The 21766-nt window shown below is 61.9% G+C and carries 21 protein-coding genes and 1 pseudogene; 18 read left to right on the top strand and 4 right to left on the bottom strand.

Annotated features, from left to right (window positions below; genetic code table 11):
* Positions 1-143: 143 nt before the first annotated feature.
* The 8 genes from BLT16_RS15335 to BLT16_RS20705 all read left to right on the top strand — a co-directional run bounded on the left by BLT16_RS15335 (position 144) and on the right by BLT16_RS20705 (position 7632).
* On the top strand, positions 144-962 hold the full coding sequence (locus BLT16_RS15335; protein WP_089659393.1) for a CoA transferase subunit A: 819 nt from the start codon (positions 144-146) through the stop codon (positions 960-962).
* Complete coding sequence (locus tag BLT16_RS15330; RefSeq protein ID WP_089659392.1) at positions 962-1735, top strand: CoA-transferase subunit beta; 774 nt, start codon at positions 962-964, stop codon at positions 1733-1735. The genes BLT16_RS15335 and BLT16_RS15330 overlap by 1 nt, the downstream gene beginning before the upstream one ends.
* A 22-nt stretch (positions 1736-1757) precedes the next feature.
* Entirely contained in the window at positions 1758-2960 is a 1203-nt protein-coding gene (gene pcaF, locus BLT16_RS15325; protein ID WP_089659391.1) for a 3-oxoadipyl-CoA thiolase, read from the top strand.
* A gap of 155 nt (positions 2961-3115) precedes the next feature.
* Positions 3116-4309, top strand: a complete 1194-nt coding sequence (locus tag BLT16_RS15320; RefSeq protein ID WP_089659390.1) for an alpha/beta fold hydrolase — start codon at positions 3116-3118, stop codon at positions 4307-4309.
* Positions 4310-4481: 172 nt separating this feature from the next.
* Positions 4482-4667, top strand: a complete 186-nt coding sequence (locus BLT16_RS15315) for a hypothetical protein (RefSeq protein WP_245701708.1) — start codon at positions 4482-4484, stop codon at positions 4665-4667.
* A gap of 367 nt (positions 4668-5034) precedes the next feature.
* On the top strand, positions 5035-5886 hold the full coding sequence (locus tag BLT16_RS15305; RefSeq protein WP_218124459.1) for a competence protein CoiA: 852 nt from the start codon (positions 5035-5037) through the stop codon (positions 5884-5886).
* A 284-nt stretch (positions 5887-6170) separates the two neighbouring features.
* The gene (locus BLT16_RS15300) at positions 6171-7178 is read left to right on the top strand and encodes a DUF4238 domain-containing protein (RefSeq protein WP_089659388.1); all 1008 of its coding nucleotides are present in this window, start codon (positions 6171-6173) and stop codon (positions 7176-7178) included.
* Positions 7179-7365: 187 nt separating this feature from the next.
* Entirely contained in the window at positions 7366-7632 is a 267-nt protein-coding gene (locus tag BLT16_RS20705; RefSeq protein WP_143025085.1) for a hypothetical protein, read from the top strand.
* 181 nt (positions 7633-7813) lie between these two features.
* On the opposite strand, the gene BLT16_RS15295 is transcribed toward BLT16_RS20705, so the two are convergent.
* The gene (locus BLT16_RS15295; protein ID WP_089659387.1) at positions 7814-8203 is read right to left on the bottom strand and encodes an ester cyclase; all 390 of its coding nucleotides are present in this window, start codon (positions 8201-8203) and stop codon (positions 7814-7816) included.
* Between the two features lie 190 nt (positions 8204-8393).
* Entirely contained in the window at positions 8394-8867 is a 474-nt protein-coding gene (locus BLT16_RS15290) for an Lrp/AsnC family transcriptional regulator (protein WP_089659386.1), read from the bottom strand.
* A gap of 179 nt (positions 8868-9046) precedes the next feature.
* Between BLT16_RS15290 and BLT16_RS15285 the strand changes: the two genes are divergently transcribed.
* Positions 9047-10270, top strand: a complete 1224-nt coding sequence (locus BLT16_RS15285) for a diaminopropionate ammonia-lyase (protein ID WP_089659385.1) — start codon at positions 9047-9049, stop codon at positions 10268-10270.
* A 166-nt stretch (positions 10271-10436) separates the two neighbouring features.
* Positions 10437-10799, top strand: a complete 363-nt coding sequence (locus tag BLT16_RS15280; RefSeq protein WP_245701706.1) for a cupin domain-containing protein — start codon at positions 10437-10439, stop codon at positions 10797-10799.
* Between the two features lie 82 nt (positions 10800-10881).
* Here the strand turns inward: BLT16_RS15280 and BLT16_RS15275 are convergent, their stop codons facing one another.
* Together BLT16_RS15275 and BLT16_RS15270 are read right to left on the bottom strand one after the other, a co-directional pair.
* Positions 10882-11478 (bottom strand): FMN-dependent NADH-azoreductase, encoded by a 597-nt coding sequence (locus BLT16_RS15275; RefSeq protein WP_089659384.1) that lies wholly within the window; start codon positions 11476-11478, stop codon positions 10882-10884.
* A gap of 124 nt (positions 11479-11602) precedes the next feature.
* Positions 11603-12502 (bottom strand): LysR family transcriptional regulator, encoded by a 900-nt coding sequence (locus BLT16_RS15270; RefSeq protein ID WP_089659383.1) that lies wholly within the window; start codon positions 12500-12502, stop codon positions 11603-11605.
* A 126-nt stretch (positions 12503-12628) separates the two neighbouring features.
* Between BLT16_RS15270 and mdlC the strand changes: the two genes are divergently transcribed.
* The 8 genes and pseudogenes from mdlC to BLT16_RS21060 all read left to right on the top strand — a co-directional run.
* Entirely contained in the window at positions 12629-14209 is a 1581-nt protein-coding gene (gene mdlC, locus BLT16_RS15265; RefSeq protein WP_089659382.1) for a benzoylformate decarboxylase, read from the top strand.
* 70 nt (positions 14210-14279) lie between these two features.
* The gene (locus BLT16_RS15260) at positions 14280-15302 is read left to right on the top strand and encodes a TRAP transporter substrate-binding protein (RefSeq protein WP_089659381.1); all 1023 of its coding nucleotides are present in this window, start codon (positions 14280-14282) and stop codon (positions 15300-15302) included.
* Positions 15303-15376: 74 nt separating this feature from the next.
* The gene (gene pcaQ / locus BLT16_RS15255) at positions 15377-16294 is read left to right on the top strand and encodes a pca operon transcription factor PcaQ (RefSeq protein ID WP_089659380.1); all 918 of its coding nucleotides are present in this window, start codon (positions 15377-15379) and stop codon (positions 16292-16294) included.
* 168 nt (positions 16295-16462) lie between these two features.
* The gene (locus BLT16_RS15250; protein WP_089659379.1) at positions 16463-17527 is read left to right on the top strand and encodes an XRE family transcriptional regulator; all 1065 of its coding nucleotides are present in this window, start codon (positions 16463-16465) and stop codon (positions 17525-17527) included.
* The gene (locus BLT16_RS15245) at positions 17511-18005 is read left to right on the top strand and encodes a PIN domain-containing protein (protein ID WP_089659378.1); all 495 of its coding nucleotides are present in this window, start codon (positions 17511-17513) and stop codon (positions 18003-18005) included. Before BLT16_RS15250 ends, BLT16_RS15245 begins: the two co-directional genes overlap by 17 nt.
* Positions 18006-18114: 109 nt before the next feature.
* The gene (gene pcaH / locus BLT16_RS15240; protein WP_089659377.1) at positions 18115-18840 is read left to right on the top strand and encodes a protocatechuate 3,4-dioxygenase subunit beta; all 726 of its coding nucleotides are present in this window, start codon (positions 18115-18117) and stop codon (positions 18838-18840) included.
* A gap of 14 nt (positions 18841-18854) precedes the next feature.
* Positions 18855-19487, top strand: a complete 633-nt coding sequence (gene pcaG / locus BLT16_RS15235; protein ID WP_089659376.1) for a protocatechuate 3,4-dioxygenase subunit alpha — start codon at positions 18855-18857, stop codon at positions 19485-19487.
* Between the two features lie 230 nt (positions 19488-19717).
* Positions 19718-21703: pseudogene (locus BLT16_RS21060) on the top strand (type VI secretion system Vgr family protein); the annotation flags it as partial.
* Positions 21704-21766 lie beyond the last annotated feature (63 nt).

Below are 21766 nucleotides of genomic sequence, written 5' to 3'. Positions count from 1 at the left end.
GAAAAGGGGGAGGCCTAGGCCTCCCCCTTTTGCGTGGTTTGACCCTCCGCGGCCAAGGGATTATTTTGTTCGTATCACAAACCTAAGTTCGCAATGCGCACAGTGCAGGGCGAACCCGAGTCGAGCACCGAGAGGCAGACATCATGGCCGAGTTCCTCAGCTTGCATGACGCGGTGGCCCGCTACGTCGAAGACGGCGCCACCGTGGCCATGGAAGGCTTTACCCATCTGATTCCCTTCGCCGCGGGCCACGAAGTGATCCGCCAGGGCAAGCGCGACCTGACCCTGATCCGCCTGACCCCGGACCTGGTCTACGACCAGCTGATCGGCGCCGGCTGCGCCAAGAAGGTGATCTTCTCGTGGGGCGGCAACCCCGGGGTGGGCTCGCTGCACCGCCTGCGCGACGCCGTCGAGAAGGGCTGGCCGCACCAGATCGAGATCCTCGAGCACAGCCATGCCGCCATGGCCTGCGCCTTCGAGGCCGGCGCGGCGGGCCTGCCGCTGGCGGTGCTGCGCGGCTATGTGGGCAGCGAGCTGCCCAGCGTCAACGACCAGATCAAGTTCATCGAGTGCCCGTTCACCGGTGAACGACTGGCCGCGGTGCCCTCGGTGCGCCCGGATGTCTCCATCATCCACGCCCAGCGCGCCGACCGCGCCGGCAACGTGCTGGTGGAAGGCATCGTCGGGGTGCAGAAAGAGGCGGTGCTGGCCGCCAAGCACAGCATCGTCACCGTCGAGGAGATCGTCGACGACCTCGGCGCCACCCCCAACGCCTGCGTGATTCCGGGCTGGGCGATCAGCGCCGTGGCGGTGGCCGAGAAGGGCGCCTACCCCTCCTACACCCACGGCTACTACGACCGCGACAACCGCTTCTACAAGGAGTGGGACGCCATCGCCCGCGACCGCGAAGTCTTCACCCAGTGGCTCGACGACAACGTCTACAACGCCGGAGGCGCCGCCTGATGAGCAACGACTACACTTCCTCGGAAATGATGACCGTCACCGCGGCGCGCGCCCTGGAAAACGGCATGACCTGCTTCGTCGGCATCGGCTTGCCCTCGGAGGCGGCCAACCTGGCGCGCCTGACCCACGCCCCGGACGTGGTGCTGATCTACGAATCCGGCACCCTGCAGACCAAGCCCGAGGTGCTGCCGCTCTCCATCGGCGACGGCGAGCTGGCCGAGACCGCGCTGACCACCGTCGCGGTGCCCGAGATGTTTCGCTACTGGCTGCAGGGCGGCAAGGTCGACGTCGGCTTCCTCGGCACCGCCCAGATCGACCGCTACTGCAACCTCAACACCACCCTGATCGGCGACTACCGCGAGCCCAAGGTGCGCCTGCCGGGCGGCGGCGGGGCGCCGGAGATCGCCACCAATGCTGGAGAGGTGTTCATCACCCTCAAGCACTCCAAGCGCGCCTTCGTCGACCGCGTCGACTTCGTTACTACCCTGGGCTTCGGCCGCGACGGCAAGGGCCGCGACGGCGTGCCCAATATCGGCAAGGGCCCGACCCGGGTGATCACCGACCTGTGCGTGATGAAGCCCGACCCCGAGACCAAGGAGCTGGTGGTCGTCTCGCTGCACCCGGGGGTGAGCCGCGAGGACGTGATCGAGGCCACCGGCTGGGAGATCCGCTTCGCCGAGAGCCTCGAGAGCACGCCGCAGCCGAGTGCCAAGGAACTCGAGATCCTGCGCGATCTCAAGGACCGCACCGACCGCAAGCACGCCGGGCAGTGAGCCGAACAGGAGAACCGTACCAATGAGCGACGTCTATCTGTGTCATCCGCGGCGTAGCGCCGTAGGCCGCTTCGGCGGCACGCTTGCCAGCGTGCGCCCCGACGACCTGGCCGCCAGCATCTTCAAGGCGGTACTCGCCGAGGCCCCGCAGCTCGACCCGGCGGCCATCGAAGATGTGTTCATGGGCTGCGCCAACCAGGCCGGCGAAGACAACCGCAGCGTGGCGCGCATGTCGCTGCTGCTGGCGGGCATGCCGACCTCGATTCCCGGCACCACCCTCAACCGCCTGTGTGGCTCCGGCATGGACGCGGTGGGCACCGCCTTCCGCGCCATCAAGGCCGGCGAGATGGACCTGGCCCTGGCCGGCGGCGTGGAGTCGATGTCCCGCGCGCCCTACGTGATGGGCAAGGCCGACAGCGCCTTCTCCCGCGGCCAGAAGATCGAGGACACCACCATCGGCTGGCGCTTCATCAACCCGCTGATGAAGAAGGCCTACGGCGTCGACTCGATGCCCGAGACCGCCGAGAACGTCGCCGAGCAGTTCAACATCTCCCGCGAGGACCAGGACGCCTTCGCCCTGCGCTCCCAGCAGAAGGCCGCCGCCGCCCAGCAGGCCGGCCGCTTTGCCGAAGAGATCACCGCCATCGAGATCCCGCGGCGCAAGCAGGAGCCGCTGGTCTTCGATCAGGACGAGCACCTGCGCGCCACCACCCTGGAGAAGCTCGCCGGCCTGCCGACGCCGTTCCGCGACGGCGGCAGCGTTACCGCCGGCAACGCCTCCGGGGTCAACGACGGCGCCGCCGCCATGCTGGTCGCCAGCCAGGCCGCGGTAGACAAGCACGGCCTCAAACCGATGGCCAAGATCCTCGGCATGGCCACCGCCGGCGTCGAGCCGCGTATCATGGGCTACGGCCCGGTGCCCGCTGTCAACAAGCTGCTCGAGCGCAGCGGCGTGTCGATCGACGAGATCGACATCATCGAGCTCAACGAAGCCTTCGCCGCCCAGGCGCTGGCCTGCATGCGCGACCTGGGCATTGCCGATGACGACCCGCGGGTCAATCCCAACGGCGGCGCCATCGCCCTCGGCCACCCGCTGGGCATGTCCGGCGCACGGCTGCTGCTGACCGCCGCCCATGAGCTGCAAAAGAGTGGCAAGCGCTACGCGCTGTGTACCATGTGCGTCGGCGTGGGGCAGGGCATCGCGACCCTGATAGAGAAGGCATAAGAAATAAGAAAGTAAGAGAGAAGAAGGAAGAGAGAAGAAGGATGAATCAGGGTTTCTTCCCTCTTCCAGGTGCGAAGCACCGATCTTCCGTCTTACAGCTATTTCCAATCAGGCGCCGAGCGATAATTCGATGCCTGGGGATGGGAGAGTGTTTTATGGCATTTCTGGAGATCAACGGCCGCAGCGTGGCCTACCGCCTGCTCGGCGCCGAGGCCCACCCGCTGGTGGTGCTGGCCCATCCGCTGGGCATGACCCAGGTAGTATGGGACGACATCCTGCCCATGCTGCTGCCGCGTTACCGGGTGCTGACCTGGGACCTGCCCGGCCACGGCGCCAGCCAGGCCTGGGGCGAGGCCGCCATCACCCCGGCCGACCTGGCCGCCGAGACGCTGGCGCTGGCCGAGCACGCCCAGGCCTCGCGCTTCCACTTTGTCGGCACCTCCATCGGTGGGGTCGTCGGCCAGCAGCTGATCAGTGAGCATGCCGAACGGCTCTACTCCGCCACCCTGACCAACACCGGCGCGGTGATCGGCAACGCCGAGATGTGGAACACCCGCGCCGGCCGCGTGCGCAGCGAAGGCCTGGCGGCGATGAGCGGTGAGATCGTGCCGCGCTGGTTCGCGCCTGCCCGCATCGAGGCCAACCCGGCGTTGCAGGCCGGCTGGATGACCCAGATGGGCCGCAACGACGCCGAAGGCTACGCCAAGCTGTGCGAGATGCTCGGCAGCCACGTCTTTACCGGCAAGCTCTCTGGCCCTCTTTCACAACATCCTGGCGTAAAAGTACAGCTGCTAGGTGGCAGCGAAGACCTGGCCACGCCACCGTCGACCCTCGAGGCCCTGGCCGCCGAGCTCGACGGCGCGGCGCTGGAGATCTTTGAGGGCGTGGGCCATGTGCCCTCCGTCGAAGTGCCGGCGCAGTTTGCCGAGGCGCTGCTGAAGGCGATGGCCGTCGACCTCGGCGACGTGGCCAACCACGGCGTGGGCTACGCCACCGGCCTGGAGACCCGCAAGCAGGTGCTCGGCGAGGAGCACGTGGCGCGCTCCACCGCCAACGCCACCAGCCTCGATGCGCCCTTCCAGCAGATGATTACCCGCCTGGCCTGGGGCGAGCTGTGGAGCAACGACGACCTCACCCGGCGCGAGCGCAGCATGATCACCACCGGCATCCTCGCCGCCCTGGGCCGCGAGGAACTCACCCTGCACCTCAAGACCGCCAAGCGCATCGGCCTCAGCGAAGCCGAACTGCGCCAGGTGCTGATGCACGTGGCGATCTACGGTGGCGTGCCGGCCGCCAACCACGCCTTCAGCCTGGCCAAGCAGCTGGGCTGGGGGGATGGCGAAGGCTAGCTGCGAAGGCAACTTCTCGACAGCTCGGCCGCCACGGCCTAAAGGTTATAGGTATTACCCTTGGCGGCAGAGGTCGGGATGGCAAAACTAACCTTCATCAAACTCGATGACGAGCTGAAAAGGGCGGGTGCGGCATCTGGCCGACGCCCGCCAGCGTTCCGCACACTGGCTCATGCGTGAGGCCATCGAGCAGTATGTGGAACGCGAGGAAAGACGAGAGGCCTTCCGGCAGGGCACGCTCAACGCTTGGGAGAATTACCAGGCGACTGGCGTGCATGCGACCACTGACGAAGTCGAGCAGTGGCTGGCTAGCTGGGGAAAGGATGACGAGACACCGGCCCCAATATGCCACAAGTGATCTTTACCCCGGCAGCAGTCCATGACTTGAAGCGACTGCGTGAGTTCCAACAACCCAAGCATCCAGCAGCAGCCGAACGAGATGCCAAGGTTCCCACACACTTTTGTTGCTGATCAGCGCTAACGCCGCTTTTTCTTCGACACACATCCTCTCGTGAGACCGCGGAGCTACGCTAGCCCGTGGTCCATCCTTCCCTAAATCTCATCCTTTTGGCTTGCGTTGACTGATTTTCTGGCACGGGTCAGCAGAGGTGTATAGGCTGAAAATATACGCTTGTTTATAAGCCTAAAGTGGTGGATGCACCTTATGCCGTTGGTATTTCCGAGCGGCAAGCTTAAGCTTGGGGTCAGGAAGCATGGGAGAGATCATGGCTGCAATCGACCCACAGCGGCCATGCCGGCAAAGGCAGCATGCTCGTTCATCCATGTTGTACCCGCGCGACCGGATGCCTCAGGCCGCACTCCGGCCAATACAATACCCTATAGAAGTTGCATGGCAGCCTGATGTGCGGCTTAGTCCAACAGGCATTTATTCGCCATGCTGCGCACGGCGAATAAATGCTGAACAGTTAGGAGAGATTCGAGTGCGGTACGCGTTCGTAAATGGCTATAGGGTTGAGGCGGAAAAGGGGCTGCATGGAAAGTGCCCTTGTTGTAATAGTGATGTCATTGCGAAATGTGGAAACTTCAAAGTCCATCACTGGGCGCATAAAACCCGAGAATTATGCGATCCTTGGTGGGAAAACGAATCTGAGTGGCACAGAACGTGGAAGTCTTACTTCCCGAGCAAGAGTCAGGAACGTGTGTTTACCGATGAGAAAACGGGAGAAAGACACATTGCAGATGTCTACGTTGAGAAGAATGTGGTCATCGAGTTTCAAAGCTATTCAATCTCTGCCGAAGAGATGAGTGCCCGAGAGCGCTTCTACCAACAGATGATTTGGGTAGTAAACGGCGCTAAAAGGGACTTTGACCGAATATATTTCCATCAGAGTGTTTGTGGTGCCCATACAGACGATCCTTCCCTTCGCAAGATTAGGTGGGTTGGTCGTAGTAAGCTCCTTGCCAAATGGGAGGCTGCAACAAAACACGTATATATGGATTTTGGTACGGATCTAGTATGGCATCTCATTGAATATGACCCGAAGACCAAAAATGGTTTGGTCAGAGCTTATCCGAAGCAAAAGTTCGTGGAGTTTTTTGGTGGTATCTACTCCTAACAATCACATTCACGGCGACGTCTACTCCATTGCGGCTTCGCCTCTATTCCGCAGCCGCGCGTGCTGTTGGCGTTATGTGTAACTGGCAAAGCAATCGAGGTTTTCGTTCAATCTACAATATCGTTTCTGTTGGCAAGCGTATTTACTTTGAGTTTTTGTCTAGTCTGGAAAATCAGAATGTGCCCTACTCCTTCAATTCAACTTCAGTTTCAAGTTTTGAATTTTCGCCTGTGCTCTGCATAAATAACGCTGCTAATCGAATACACTAGTGCAACGGAGGGCGTATGGTAGAAATCACCAAGAAAAGCTTAGAAGCTACTAAGAATAATCATCACGTTTGGGCTAACTACATGAAACGGTGGTCACCTGATAACAAGCAGGTTTTCTACACAACCAAGAAAAACAAGAAAACCGCATTCGATAGCGTTAAAAACGTTGCTGTCGAGCGTGATTTCTATCGCGTTCAATACCTCACGCCTGAACACATAGATGCGATTAAAAACTTCTCGAAGAAAAGCCCGAAAGAGCTTCATGAACAGCACATGTCGTATCTAAGTGACTTTATTTTGATGCAGCAGCTTGAGGCTATGTATCGAAAAAGCAAAGTAAAAGACGACACAGCAGATAAAATGCTAGAAGCATGGAAAAGCAACGGCATTGAAAGGCTTCATTCTTCGCATGAAAAAGAAGTGCAAATCGTTCTTGCTGGACTGGCGGATCATGACTTGTCTGTGTTAGATGACAGTCAAAATATGTGCTACTTCATGCAGTTTTTTGCTCAGCAAATCACTAGAACTAAGACGTTTAGAGATACCGTCTTAACTGGCGTATCGAATAAAGCAACCACCGACGAAGAAAAGCACCTAGCCAAAATGATGAAAGAATGCTGGTGGTTCATCAGTTACATGTTCGGTATGAGCATGGGGCGTTCGATGTTTCTAGATCGACATGATGATAATCATTGCTTGCTAATCAACGATACAGATATTCCGTTCATTACTTCTGACCAGCCGATTGTGAATGTTCATCAAGCATTGACTGACGAGATTAAGCCACCATTAGACCATGAGTGTGATGTGTACTATCCGATATCACCAAGCGTTGCTTTCATGGTCAATAAGTCAAATCGCTTTCCACGCGGAAAAGTTAGAGTATCAGTTGATGTCGTGGAAGAAATGAATATCAAAATAGCTAAACGAGCAAATGTTCATATCATTGGGAATAGTGAAGAATCGCTTAAGCCATACAAGAAGTACATCGGTATAAATCTCAATGCTATTAAGACGGATTAAAATGGCTGGTCCGATATTACGGACACAAAAAATTCCGCATCTTATGGGGCATTACATTTCAATCAGATAGCTACATGCTGAATGTAATCCAAGATTCTAGCTGAACAAGTTACACATAACAAGGCGCTCTTGCGGAAACAATACAAAGAGTCGTTTGTGCCGCAAAGCTTAGCGTTAAGAGGCCGATATGAATTTGGATATAGTTGTTAAGAAAAAGGGCGCTGTTTATGAGGCCACAGCCTTTGATGAATCGGGTGAAAAAGTCGATAGTCTTGTTGCCTTCACGGCGTCAAATGCAAGACGCCTTCTTAAAGAGAAATTGGGGTTAGGCTCCGGAAATAAGCCCAAGAAAAAGAAAAAAAGGGGGCCGCGCCCTACTCTTTATGATAGCGGAAGTGTTATGAGCGGGTTACGAGGCGTAACTACGTCGAGGCCATGGAAGAAAACAAAGTGAGGCTACTTAATAGTCAGCTGTTATCGCCCCTTCGGGGACTGGGAGCTTCTTTCCGCCGCTGCATGGCTATAAGTCCGCCCTAAAGCAGGCGTTATATCAGAATCACCTGAACGTCCGTTTCTGGCCGTAAGGAGACGTTAGGCTTTAAAATCACCCAGCATTCCACTGTGTCCACGAATCGTCATATCTGCTCGGCGATTGCACTCTTGTCGATAATCGACCAGACGGTCTGAATCTTCCCATCACCATTAAATTCATAGAAGACATTCTCGTCGAATTTCACGGGTTTGCCGTTGACCGGTAGCCCGAACAGGATGCCAACGGGAGTGCAGTTGAACTGCAGGCGGCTGGCGATATGCGGGGGCTGTGAGATCAGAAGGGCAACGTTAAAGTAGAGATCCGGAATTGCTTCAAAATCGCCCTCCAGCATGGCGCGATAGCCACTCAGCCCTATGACGTTGCCATTGTGGCTGACGTCATGGCTGACATAACGCCCCAGGTTGCCCCAGTCCTGTTGGTTCAGGCATGCGATATAATCGCGATAAATGGCAGATAACTCGTCGCTGTGCATGGCATTTCCTCATTATGTGGCATTCGCTTAATTTAGTCAGGCGGAGACACTTTGTAAGCCGGCTCTCATTTTGTCTTTCGAGGCTGGATTCAACGTCATTGAAAGCATGCTCTGGCCGAAATGAGACGTCTAGTCTGTGCGGATATAGATAGCCGGACACCGACCCGAAGCGGCCATCTATAGCACCCACCTAGTGGCCTTCTGATCCGACTGGTACAGCCGTCCCGACCTTTACGTTGCTCATCGACACCAGTGTCTTGAAGCCCTTGACGTTGTTGCTCTCGAAGAACAACTCACGTGTCAGCTGTGTGTACTCCTCCATGTTCCTGACCAACATGACCAGTACGAAGTCGCACGCGCCGGCTACGTAGTAGCACTGTTGTACCTGGGGGCAGGCGAGGAAGCTACGCTTCATGGCATCCAACAGGTCCAGGCGTTCGCTCTCCACCTCCACCTCGGTGATGACCGTCAGTGCATAGCCCAAGTGCGCAGGGTCCACCAGCGCCACTGTCTTGCGGATGACGCCATGCATATTCATCTTCTTCAGGCGGCGGTTCACTGCCGCGGACGACAGGTTCACCCGAGCGCCAAGGTCCTGCTGGGAGATGGTGGCGTCTTGCTGGACGGCTTCCAGCAAGGCGAGATCGAATTGGTCGAGACGCATAGTGGGGGCCTGAATAAAGCGTTGTAGATTGGCATGAAAGCGAAATGAAATTGCATCAGATTGTCGAATATACAGGAAATTATGCGCAGAAGGGGGCGTAATATTTACCCATGCCGCCAGCAACCCATGAACGTATGTGCTGATTTGCTGTGCCTTTTTGCCCTCTGACGGAGCGACTGATGCTGATTGCGAACCCCAACGTAAAATACGAGCCGTATCCTGATGACCTGAAACGCATCATGAGCATCCAAAAGGCTCGTGAGAGTCGGGCCGCGCTTGCTGGCTGGTCGCAGTTGAACAGAAATGGAACGCCCCTCTATTCTCTGCCAGGACTGGCGGCCAAGTTGGGTGTGGCGGAGGTCCTTTTGAAGGATGAATCCCAGCGCTCTGCGCTAGGTAGTTTCAAGGCCCTTGGGGCACCGATTGCCCTAGTCCGTCTGATCCTTCGTCAATTTCCAGAGAACTGCTTCGCTGCCGAAGAGCTACTGGCAGGCAAGTACCGCTCGGCATTGGCGAGCTTTACCGTGATTAGCGCAACTGACGGCAACCATGGCCGCGCCTTGGCGGCGGCGGCCCAGAGCGTCGGCTGCCGCTGCGTGATTGTGCTGCATGCCAATGTCAGCACCGAGCGAGAAGAGCCCATCGCAGCTTATGGCGCAGAGATCGTTCGGATTAGTGGCAATTATGATGAGTCGGTGGAGACAGCCGCCGAGCTTGCAGAAAAAAACGGCTGGCTGGTGGTGTCCGATACGTCCTATGAGGGCTATGAGGAGATCCCACGGGATGTGATGCAGGGGTATGGCACTATCGCTGCCGAGATCATGGAAGCAGAGACGCTGCAACATAGCGCCGGCCCGGTATGCACCCACGTTTTTCTGCAGGGAGGGGTTGGTGGATTTGCGGCTGGCGTCGCCAGCTATCTCTGGGAGCTCTATGGTGAGCAGCGCCCGACCTTCGTTGTGGTCGAGCCGGAGCAGGCCGACTGCCTGTATCAGAGTGCCAGGGCCGGCAAGGCCGCTAAGGCCACCGGCTCTGTGGATTCGGTCATGGCAGGGCTCGCCTGCGGTGACACTTCGTGGCTGGCCTGGAAGTTCCTGCAGCCGTGCGTGGATTTTTTCATGACGATTCCAGATGACGAAGCCGTTGCTGCCATGCGTTCGCTGGCAGACAGCAGCGAGGAGGATGTGCCGGTCGTCGCGGGCGAGTCCGGGGCAGCAGGGCTGGCAGGACTTGTTCGGTTAGCCCGCGACCCCATGCAGGTCGCGCTGAACGCTGAATCGCGTGTCCTGTTGATCAATACGGAAGGGGACACTGCACCAGAGGTATACCGCGAGCTGGTAGGCGAGAGTGGGGCCTCGGTAATGGCACGCCAGGCGAACTGGTTGAAGCGCAACGCTCAATAGGGGGCGCCAGGCATGGATGCATGCATGACTGCGAGGTCTGGGTGAGCCGATGTTGGACACTGTGACGTCGCTTGATGAGCAGGGGGGCGCGAGTTGGCCCGAAAGCTTAAGCGGCACGCTAGCGCGGGCCAGGAGCTCATACTCTGATGCTCATAACGAGACACCCTTGCGTCAAACCCTCGAAGAGGAGATTGCCAGTGGTGCCTTCCTCGTCCATGCGGTTGAACAGATGCAAGGAAATATGATGACTAGACCACAGGCAAGCAGCCAGGAGCAGATCAATAACGACCAGGTCATCGTTACCCGTTGGGACTTTCCACCAGGCGCGGAAACGGGGTGGCACCGGCACGCTCACGACTATGTGATTGTGCCGATCCATGATGGCGTGATGCTGCTGGAAACGTCCGACGGGCATCGTGAAGTCACGCTTCAGGCCGGTGTGTGCTACAACCGGCTAGAGGGCACCGAACATAATGTGATCAATAACAGCGAGACCCCCTTCTCCTTTGTCGAAGTCGAGCTGAAATAGCCGCTTTGGACTGCGATAAAGGCGGCCGAGAGCGTCAGCTCTTCGGCCTCCATAACCTAGTGTGCTTGCCCGTCTTGTGGGTTTACAGGCGCTCCACCAAGCCTTCAATAGCGTGCTTGGCCTCTTCGAGGGCCGATTCTTGCTGTCTCGTGCTGAGGCCCTCGGCGAAGATGGTCTCCACCTCGGTGATGCCGATCAGGCCGAGCATCGTCTTGAGGTGTGGCAGTTGGCTATCCAGCGGGGTGCCGGCGTACTGCCCGCCGCGGGCCAGCAGCAGCACTGCCCGCTTGCCTTCCACCAGGCCCTGGGGCCCCTGCTCGGTATAGCGGAAGGTCTCTCCTGCGCGCAGGATGCGATCGAACCAGGCCTTGAGCTGCGACGGAATGCCAAGGTTGTACATGGGCACCGCCAGTACCAGTACGTCATGCTCGCGCAGCTCTGCGATCTGCTCGTCGGAGCGGGCCGCCAGTTCGCGCTGCTCGGCGGAGCGCTCCTCGGGGGCTACCTGCCAGCTGCCCAGCTCGGCCAGGCCCAGATGGGGCAATTCCTCGGCGATCAGGTCGCGGTGGGTCACCGCCAGGCCATCGCGGGCCTCCGCCAGGGTGGAAAAGTGTTCGGCCAGCGCCTGTGAGTGGCCGCCGAGAATGGATGAGGTAAGCACAAGGGTACGCGTGGTCATGGGGTTCTCCTGGTCAGTAGGGAGGAACGATGAAGGCCATGTTAGGTGAATTTTTTGCGATAAAAAGCGCAAAAAACCGCCGACCACATTCGATAAAACCGAATTTGGAAGGCGGCTCCAGGCCTCACGCGTGCTGATCGCCAATCGCCGCGACGATGCCCTCGTAGAACCAGCGCTGGGCGGGGGCGCGCTCGGCACCGGTCTGGTAGTAGAGCGCTACCTCGAAGGGAGGTACCGGGAAGGGGAGTTCGCTGACCACTAGCGATGAGCGTGCGGCGAAGTCGCTGGCGATCTGTGCCGGCAGGATCGCCAGCAGGTCGCTGCCCTGGAGGATCTGCGGTAGCACCGAGAAGTGCGGAATCTCCAGGCTGACCTTGCGCTCGATGCCGTCGCGCCGCATCACCTCGTCGGCCAGGTCATGACCGGAGGCCGAAGCCACGACCACATGCCGTCCGGCGCTGAAGCGTGCCAGGTCGAGGGGCTCGCCACCCAGCGCCTGTGGATCGCTGAGGCACACGTAGCGATCCTCGAAGAGTGCGCGTCGGTCGACGTCGGCGGCGTTCAGCGGGCGGCTGCAGATCACCGCATTGACCTTGCCGCTGGCCAGCCAGTCGCTGGCGCGGTCGATCTCCAGCGCCACCACCTCGAGCTCAATACCGGGTGCCTCTGCGTGTAGCCGCGGCAGGATCCTGGGCAGCAGCGACATCTCCCCCAGGTCGGTGAGCGCCAGGCGAAAACGCCGCGTGCAGCTGGCCGGGTTGAAGTCGCGCCCGCTGGCCAGGGTCGCCTCGAGCTGCTGCAGGCCGTCGCGTAGGGCAGGGTAGAGCTGGCGGGCGGTCACAGTGGGCTCCATGCCATTGCGGCCGCGCACGAACAGGCGGTCGTCGAACTGTTCGCGCAGCCGGCTCAGGGCGTAGCTGACGGACGGCTGGGTGACGAACAGCCGCTGGGCGGTGAGGGTCACGCTGCGGGTCTCGTAGAGCAGCACGAAGGTGCGCACCAGGTTGAGATCGGCGTGGGCCATGGGCGCTCCCCGATAAGACATGGAATAGATACATTTTATTCTAACTAGAAAAACTATCGATTTGCTCGATGAAGTGCTGGCGCCTAGCGTAAACGCAACCTTTCGTCATCCGCCTCAGGAGCCTTCATGCCGAGCGTTCACGCCGTCACCTATTCACTGCTGCGCCGCCAGGGCATCACCACTGTCTTTGGTAACCCCGGCTCCAACGAGCTGCCGTTCCTCAAGGGCTTTCCCGAGGATTTCCGCTACGTGCTGGGGCTGCATGAGGGCGTGGTGGCGGGGATGGCGGACGGCTATGCCCTGGCTAGCGGGCGGCCGGCATTCGTCAACCTGCACGCCGCGGCGGGCACCGGCAACGCCATGGGTGCGCTGACCAACGCCTGGTACTCGCATTCGCCGCTGGTGATCACCGCCGGGCAGCAGGCGCGCTCGATGATCGGCGTGGAGTCGATGCTGGCCAACGTGGAGGCACCGCAGCTGCCCAAGCCGCTGGTCAAGTGGAGCTATGAGCCGGCCTGCCCCGAGGACGTGCCGCGGGCGCTGAGCCAGGCGATCCACAGCGCCTCGCTGCCGCCGCGCGGGCCGGTCTACGTGTCGATCCCGCATGACGACTGGGACCGCGAGGCCGGCGACGACGCCGAGCTGGTGGTGGCGCGCGAGATCGAACATGCCGGGGTGCCGTCCCCCACGCAGCTCGAGCGTCTGGCCGAGCGCCTGAACGGCGCCGAGAACCCGCTGCTGGTGCTGGGGCCCGAGGTCGATGCCCGCCAGGCCAATGGGCTGGCGGTCGAGCTGGCCGAGCGCCTGCGGCTGCCGGTGTGGGTGGCGCCTTCGGCGTCGCGCTGCCCGTTTCCCACGCGGCACCCCTGCTTTCGCGGCGTGCTGCCGGCGGCGATTTCCGGTATTACCGCGCATCTCGAGGGCCACGACCTGGTCGTGGTGGTGGGAGCGCCGGTGTTCCGCTACCACAAGTACGCGCCGGGCCGCTATTTGCCGGCCGGGGCGCAGTTGGTGCATGTCACCGGCGATGCCGGTGAGGCGGCCCGGGCGCCGATGGGCGATGCCCTGGTGGGCGACGTGCACGCCACCCTCGAGGCGCTGCTGCCGCACCTCGAGCAGAGCGAGCGCGAGCTGCCCGCCGCGCTGCCGGCGCCGGCGGCCGCCGAGGATGGCGAGGGCCGGCTAGCCCCGGCCAACGTCTTCGACACCCTGGATGCCCTGGCGCCGGAAGACGCCATCTACGTCAAGGAGTCGACCTCGACGGTGGAGATCTTCTGGGAGCGTGTCGCCATGCGCCATCCCGGCAGCTACTACTTTCCCGCCGCGGGTGGGCTCGGCTTCGGCCTGCCGGCGGCGCTCGGCGTGCAGTTGGCCCAGCCGCAGCGCCAGGTCATCGGGGTGGTCGGCGACGGCTCGGCCAGCTACGCCATCACCGCGCTGTGGAGCGCCGCCCAGTATCGCATCCCGGCGGTGCTGATCATCCTCAACAACGGCACCTACGGCGCGCTGCGCGGCTTTGCCCGCCATATGGCGGTGGACGACGCCCCGGGGCTCGACGTGCCGGGCATCGACTTCTGCGCCTTGGCCCAGGGCTATGGGGTGGAGGCACGCCTGGCCGACTCCCGCGAGGCCCTGGCCAGGGCGCTGCAAGAGGGCCTGGCCATGGATCGCCCACTGCTGATCGAGGTACCGACCCTGCCCACCTGACGCCGGTCAGGGGCAGCACCACGCCACTCGCACCACGACACTCACCATAAGCACAACAGAGGTCATCACCATGAAACACGCCATCTCTCGCTGCCTGCTGGCCACTTGCGTGGCCGCCGCTGCCGCAGCCACCACCGCCCACGCCGATACCCTGCGCATGGCGCACTTCTGGCCCTCCGGCTCGGAGGTCAATCAGGAGATCTTCGAGGCCTGGGCGGCGAGCCTCGAGGAGGTCACCAACGGCGCCGTCACGGTCGAGAACTACCCCTCCCAGACCCTGGGGCCCTCGGACCAGGCCTACCAGGGCGCGGTCAACGGCATCTCGGATATCGCCATCACCATGCAGGGCTATACGTCAGGGCGCTTCCCGCTCTCGGAGATCGTCCAACTGCCGGGCGTCTCGTCTAGTTCCTCCCAGGGTTCCTGCGTGCTGCAGTCGTTGTATGACGAAGGCCTGATCAGCGACGAGTACGACGACGTCAAGGTGCTCTACATGTTCGCCACTGGGCCGGCCTACCTGCATACCCGCGGCGACGAACTACAGTCCCCCGACGACCTGCGCGGCCTGCGCATTCGCCGCCCCAGCGACGTCGCCGGCGAGATGCTCGAGCGGCTCGGCGCCCAGCCCATGGGCATGCCGGCGCCGGATATCTACACCTCGATGCAGCGCGGCGTGATGGATGGCCTGAGCTTCCCGTGGCAGGCGATGAAGACCTTCGGCATCAACGAGCTGGCCGAGTACCACCTCGAGGTGCCCTACTACACCGGGGTGGCCATGGCGGTGATGAACCTCGACAGCTATGAGCGGTTGGCCCCCGAGGTACAGGACGCCATCGACGCCCACACCGGGATGGAGTGGGCGGCGCGGGCCGGCGAGGTCTATGACCGCCTCGACCGAGAAGGGCGCGAGGAAGCCGTGGCCCAGGGCGGCACCATCCACAGCGTGGAGGATCCGCTCAACGACCCGGAGTGGGCCGAGCCGCTGCAGGAAGGCACCGAGGGTTACTTGACCCGCCTCGAGGCGCGCGGCATCGACAACGCCCGCGAGGTCCACGCTCGTGCCCTGGAGCTGGGCGAGGCGTGTCGGTCCTGAACGGCGCGTAGCGGTTCCGTTTTGGCGCCTGATCGGCGAAGGTAACGCTTTTATGCCATCGCCGGTCGTTTGCCATGCTCAATCCGCGTATCAAGCTGCGTCACTTGCAGGCCTTCCTCGAGGTCGCCAAGCGGCGCAGCTTCGCGCGTGCCGCCGACAGTCTGGCGATCACCCAGCCGGGCATCTCCAAGGCCATTCGCGAACTCGAGGAGAGCGTCGCGGCGCCGCTGTTCGAGCGTACGCCCCAGGGCGTGGCGCTGACCCAGGCCGGCCTCACCCTGCTGCGCCACGCCGGGCCGGCGCTGCGCGCGCTGGAGGAGGGCGTCGGCGCGGTGAGTGCCGCCCAGGGCAGCGGCGAGTGGCTGCGGGTCGGGGCGCTCTCCACGGTGGAGAGCCAGCTGCTGCCGCGGGCGATCCTGCGCTGGCAGGTGAGCCTCGACGCTCCTGACAGCGGCGTCAAGGTGGTCACCGGGGCCAGCGCCTACCTGCTCTCGCAGCTGCGCGCCGGCGAGCTCGACCTGGTGGTGGGGCGCATGACCGAGGCCCGCGAGATCCGCGACCTGACCTTCGAACACCTCTACTACGAGCCGCTGCTGCTGGTGGTGCGTGGCGGCCATCCGCTGGCCGGCATCGCCCCCTTGCCCGCCGAGCGCTTGAGCGAGCTGGCGTGGGTGCTGCCGCCGCCGCAGACCACCCTGCGCCAGCGGGTCGACAGCTTCTGCGTGCGCCATGGCCTGGGCCTGCCCGGCCGGCGCCTGGAGACCCTGTCGCTGCCGGTCAGCCGCCGCTACACCCTCGACAGCGACGCGCTGTGGGTCGCCCCGCGCGAGGCGGTGGCCGACGACCTCGCCGCCGGCCTACTGGCCGAGCTGGCTTTGCCGCTGGAGGAGCAGGGCGGCTCGGTGGGCTTCTGCCGTAACGCCAGCCTGCAGCCCTCGCTGGGGCTGGAGGCGTTCTGCGAGGCGCTGCGCGAGGCGGCGGCTGCGTATTAGCGCTTGTGCGATGACTCACTCGATACCCACGGGATAGGCAACGCTGGCGATGATGTTGGTTGCTTTCTAATTAGAACATTTTATGTGCTCTTTCAGTGGTGGTTTGCTAGGCTGTGTGGTTTACGTCTACCATGAGTTTATATGATTCATAAACCTTGAGAGGCCAGCATGATTGGAGAGCGAATCAAGCGTGCACGCGCGGCCGCTGGCTTATCCATGCAGGCCTTGGGGCAGCAGGTTGGCGTGAGTGCCAACATGATCAAGAAGTACGAGCATGACCAGTGCATGCCCAGCTCAGGCGTACTGATCAAGCTGTCCAAGTCACTGGGCGTACGTAGCGAATACTTCTTCCGCCCTGTACAGGTCGAACTCGGTGAGGTGGAGTATCGCAAGCGATCGACGTTGCCGGCAGGCATCCTCAAGCGTATCCATGCAGATGTGCTCGATCAGGCAGAGCGTTGGCACGAACTAACCAACCTTTGGCCGAACTTCCCGCTCGCCGACTTCAAGGAACCAGACGACTTGCCAGAGCGGGTCGAGACACTGGACGAGGTGGACGCTGTTGCCGATGGCCTACGGTCGAGCTGGCAGCTGGGACAGAATCCTATCCCAGACTTGGTCGATGAGCTCGAAGCCCGCGGTATCCTCGTGATCATGACGGACGTCGATGAGCAGTCCAAGTTTGATGGCCTGCAAGCACAGATAGCAGGATTGCCCGTCATCGTCGTATCGTCCAATTGGCCTGGGGACCGCCAGCGATTCACACTGGCTCATGAGCTTGGGCACCTATTGTTGCAGGGACGACTGGCTGCCACATTGGATGAAGAGCAAGCCTGTAACCGCTTTGCTGGCGCTTTTTTGTTGCCGGCCGGACCGATGCGTCAACAGCTCGGCCCATCACGCCAGCATCTTGAGCCGAAAGAGCTCTACCTGATGAAGATGGAGTACGGGCTGAGCATGAAGGCTTGTCTCTATCGTGCCAAGGATCTCGGTATCATCACGTCGGCTGAGCATCGTGGGATGATGATCAAGTTCTCGAAAAACCGCTGGCACAAAGTGGAGCCAGGGCACGCTTACCCTGCGGAAGTCACCCTGACATTCCAGCAACTGGTGTATCGAGCACTCGGTGAGGGGATTGTTAGCGAATCCAAGGCCGCAGAGCTGCTGGGGATTCCCCTAATGCAGTTCCACCAGGAACGAAAGCTGGAGCAGCTGGATGCAGTTGCTCATTAGCGATACCAATATTCTGATTGACCTTGAAGAAGGCAAGCTCATGGACGAGCTATTTCGGCTTCCCTATGAGTTCGCCGTTCCCGATATTCTGTTTGCAGAAGAATTGGAAGCCCAGCATAGCCACCTTCTGGATATGGGGCTGTCGCAGGGGGAGCTTACCTCGGCGACGCTCCATTATGCGGTGGCACTCATACAGCGCTGTTCCGGAGTGAGCAGAAACGACTGTTTCGCTCTGGCGCTGGCCAGGCAAGAGCAGTGCCCACTTCTGACGGGGGACCAGAGACTTCGGGCTGCTGCCGATAGGGAAGGTGTCGAAGTGATGGGGACCCTATGGATCGTTAATCAGCTCGTTTGCCATCAGATCATCACCAGGGAGGAGGCAAAGACTGCCTATGCACGGATGCGGGAAAATGGCAGACGCCTTCCTTGGCAGCTCGCCCTCAGTTCATTAGATCGCATCGATACCCATAACCCATAGGTTATGTGGGTGTCCCGAGTCGTCAATTGGCAGCCCTGCGGCGACGCGCCACACTACCGGCCAACCCGCGGCATGGCCCGCGATCCACGCCAGCAGAGGGCTTTTCGCCATGCAAGACGACAACAAGCGCTACGTCGAGCGCGACCGTAACTGGCATCCGCCGGCCTATGCGCCGGGCTACAAGACCACCGTGGCGCGCTCGCCGAACCAGGCGCTGGTCAGCCTGCAGCGGCCCAGCGTCTCCGAGCTCGGCGGCCCGGACTTCCGCGCCCTGCGCATGGGCCCCCACGACAACGACCTGCTGCTCAACTACCGCGAGGGCCAGGACGTCCTGCCCATCGGCGAGCGCATCATCATGTTCGGGCGCGTGGTCGACCAGTTCGGCAAGCCGGTGCCGCACACCCTGGTGGAGATGTGGCAGGCCAACGCCGGCGGCCGCTATCGACACAAGAAGGACGCCTACCTGGCGCCCCTCGACCCCAGTTTCGGCGGCGTCGGCCGCTGCCTCACCGACGACGACGGCTGGTACCGCTTCCGCACCATCAAGCCCGGCCCCTATCCCTGGCCCAACGGCATCAACACCTGGCGCCCGGCACATATCCACGTCTCGGTGATGGGCCCGTCGATCTCGACCCGCCTGATCACCCAGATGTACTTCGAGGGCGACCCGCTGATCCCGATCTGCCCCATCGTGCAGACGATCAACGACCCGGACGCCGTCGAGACCATGATCGGCCGCCTCGATATGGCGCGCAGCCGCCCCATGGACTGCCTGGCCTACCGCTTCGACCTGGTGGTGCGCGGCGAGCTGCAGACCTACTTCGAAAACCAGTGACGGGAGAGACCGCCATGCAACAGTCCAATAGCGTCGGTACCCACGACCTGATGCTGCGCGAGACCGCCTCCCAGACCGCCGGCCCCTACGTGCACATCGGCCTGGCACTGGATGTCGCCGGCCTGCCCGAGCGCGATGAAGAGATCTGGAACCAGCTGGCCAAGCCCGAAGCCGATGGCGAGCATATCGAGGTGGTCGGCCGGGTGATCGACGGCAACGGCGACCTGGTGCGCGATGCGTTGATCGAGGCCTGGCAGGCCGATGGCCAGGGCCAGTATCAGCCGGCCTTCGATCTACAGAAGCCGTTTAACAGTTTCGGCCGCACCGCCACCACCGCGGTGGGCGACAGCGAGTGGACCCTGACCACCATCAAGCCCGGCGCGGTCACCCGCGGCGACGGCAAGACCATGGCACCGCACATCAACCTGGCGATCTTCGCCCGCGGCGTGAACATCCAGCTGCAGACGCGCCTCTACTTTGAGGACGAAGCGGACGCCAACGCCGCCTGCCCGGTGCTCAACGCCATCGAGTCGCCGGCGCGTCGCCAGACGCTGATCGCCAAGCGCGAGGAGGTCGACGGCAAGGTGCGCTACCGCCTCGATATACGCCTGCAGGGCGAAGGCGAGACGGTGTTCTTCGACTTCTAGTCACTTCGATATCTGATCGGCGCGCCTCGGCGCCGATAACCTGACGTCTCTTCTCCCCCACATCGCGTCTAGCCGTGTGGGGGTTTTTTGCTTTGTAAGTTATTTCCTACACCGCGCTAAGCGAACGCCCACAGATACCCGCCGCTGGGATTGGTATTCTTGCCGCACCAAAATTTCTGCTTCTCTAATAAATCCATCCTAGTGGCATGTTCCAGACGCAGGGAGGCGTGATGGCCAGCGCGAGCGGATTACACTTCACCTTGAGCCTGCCTGGCGTCGAGGACGTGGCGGTGATCGACTTCACCCATCGTGAGCGGCTCTCCGCGCCCTTCGCGCTCAGCGTACGCTTTGCCAGCCGCGACAGCGGCCTCTCTGCCAGCGATATCCTCGACCGTGAGGCGACCCTGACGATCTGGCAGGACGGCGAGGCGCTGCGCCTGATCAATGGCGTGGTCAGCGAGTTCGGCCGCGGCGATCGCGGCCACCGCCGCACCTTCTACCACGTCGAGATCCGCCCCGCGCTATGGCGCCTCGGGCTGCGCCACAATTCGCGCATCTTCCAGGACGTCTCGCCGCTCACCGTGCTCAATACCCTGTGCGACGAGCACGGTATCGCCGATATCGCCTTCGCCGCCACCCGGGAACCCGAGGTGCGCGAGTACCTGACCCAATACCGCGAGACCGATCTCGCCTTCGTCCAGCGCCTGGCGGCCGAAGAGGGGCTGTTCTATTATCACGAGGTTGCTGCGGCAGGCGACGATAGCGATGACGAGGCGCCGAGTGCCGCTCACCGTCTGGTGTTCGCCGACGCGCCCCAGGTGCTGCCCCATTTGGGCGAGCGCCGCTACCATAGCCGCGCTGGGGGCACGCCGCAGCTGCGCCATGTGCGCAAGCTCAAGCAGGTTGCCCGCATCGCCCCGGCCAGCGCCACCCTCAAGGACTACTCCTTCAAGAACCCGAGCTACGCTCAGCTTCACGAGCAGGCGGCCGGTGGCCTCAAGGAACACGCCCAGCGAGACGACTACGAGCACTACGACTACCCTGGGCGCTACAAGGCCGACGCCTCCGGCGAGCCCTTTACCCAGATACGCCTCGAGGCGCTGCGCCAGGACGCCAGCACCGCCGAGGCCGAGAGCGACCTGCCCGAGCTCGCCCCGGGGTTACGCTTCACCCTCAGCGACCACGATCTCGACGCACTCAACCGCGACTGGCAGGTGATCGGCGTGGTGCATCACGGCGAGCAGCCCCAGGCCCTGGAGGAGGACGGCGTTACCCAGTCGGATAGTGTCGGCATGACCCGCTACCACAATGACCTGCTGCTGATGCCCGCCGACCAGGCCTGGCGGCCCATGCCCAACCCCCGGCCCCGGGTCGACGGCCCCCAGGTCGCCTTCGTGGTCGGCCCCGAGGGCGAAGAGATCCACTGCGACGAACACGGCCGGGTCAAGGTACAGTTCCCCTGGGACCGCTACGCCGAGCCTAATGAAACGGCGAGCGCCTGGCTGAGAGTGAGTCAGGACTGGGCCGGTGGCGGCTACGGCAGCATCGCCATCCCGCGCATCGGCCACGAGGTGATCGTCAGCTACCTGGAGGGCGATCCGGACCAGCCGCTGATCACCGGGCGCACCTACCACGCGGTCAACACCCCGCCCTACGCGCTGCCCGAGCACAAGACGCGCACCGTGATCCGCACCCAGAGCCACCAGGGCGACGGCTTCAACGAGCTGCGCTTCGAAGACCAGGCCGACCAGGAGCAGATCTGGCTGCACGCCCAGAAGGACCTGGAACTGCTCACCCACCACGATCGCACTGAAGAGATCGGCAACGACAGCCATCTCACGGTCCGCCACGACCGCATCAGCGAGATCGACAACGACGACCACCTCACCGTGCACGGCAGCCGCCACGTCCAGGTCGACGGCGACGACCACCTGAGCGTCGACGCCACTCGCCACGAAAAGACGGGCCGCGCCCAGCTCATCGAGGCGGGGCAGGAGATCCACTACAAGGCCGGCAGCAAGACCGTGATCGACGCCGGCGCCGAGATCACCCTCAACGCCGGCGGCAGCGTTATCAAGCTCGACCCTAGCGGTGTCACCATCATCGGCGCCCAGGTCAAGATCAACTCCGGCGGCAGCCCTGGGGTGGGCAGCGGGCAGGCGGTAGCCGCCGCACGACTGCCGGGCGCCGCCACGCCGGAAGCGAGCGAGTACGTCACGCTCAAGTCGACCGGCTCAGGCTTGCTTTCCCAGCTCGGCAACCTGCTGGATCTCAACGAT

This window comes from Franzmannia pantelleriensis (assembly GCF_900102875.1).
GTDB classification, from domain to species: Bacteria; Pseudomonadota; Gammaproteobacteria; order Pseudomonadales; family Halomonadaceae; genus Franzmannia; species Franzmannia pantelleriensis.
The sequence above is the reverse complement of the archived record's forward strand: the minus strand, read 5'-3'. Positions and strand labels throughout refer to the sequence as shown.